The following is a 338-nucleotide window of genomic DNA, read 5'->3' as shown; positions in this document are numbered from 1 at the left end:
CATACAGCTCGGAGCCGGTAGGAGATTATTTTGCAGGGTCAAATCATGTGATTCCGACGAATGGAACGGCGTGCTTTTCATCTCCTCTATCGGTAGATGACTTTATTAAAAAATCGAGTGTGGTTTCTTATAGCAAAAGCGATTTGCGCGAAAATGGTCATAAAATCATTACGCTGGCAGAGCAAGAGGGCTTGGCTGCGCACGGACGAGCGATTGCAGAGCGCCTGCGGGACTTAGATAGCGAAGAGTAGGAGTGGAACGAGAAAATGATCGATACGCAGAAGCGAGTAGCACAAATTGAGCGAAACACGAATGAGACGCAAATTGCGCTTTCCTTT

At 47.0% G+C, this 338-nt stretch carries 1 protein-coding gene; it reads left to right on the top strand.

Annotated features, from left to right (window positions below; genetic code table 11):
- Positions 1-251, top strand: a 251-nt coding sequence (locus SB773_RS30630) for a histidinol dehydrogenase (RefSeq protein WP_410593989.1), incomplete at its 5' end; no start/stop codon positions are given.
- Positions 252-338 lie beyond the last annotated feature (87 nt).

Source organism: Bacillus sp. SIMBA_074 (assembly GCF_046534555.1).
Taxonomy (GTDB): domain Bacteria; phylum Bacillota; class Bacilli; order Bacillales; family Bacillaceae_G; genus Bacillus_A; species Bacillus_A mycoides.
This window is presented reverse-complemented; position numbering and strand designations above follow the sequence as displayed.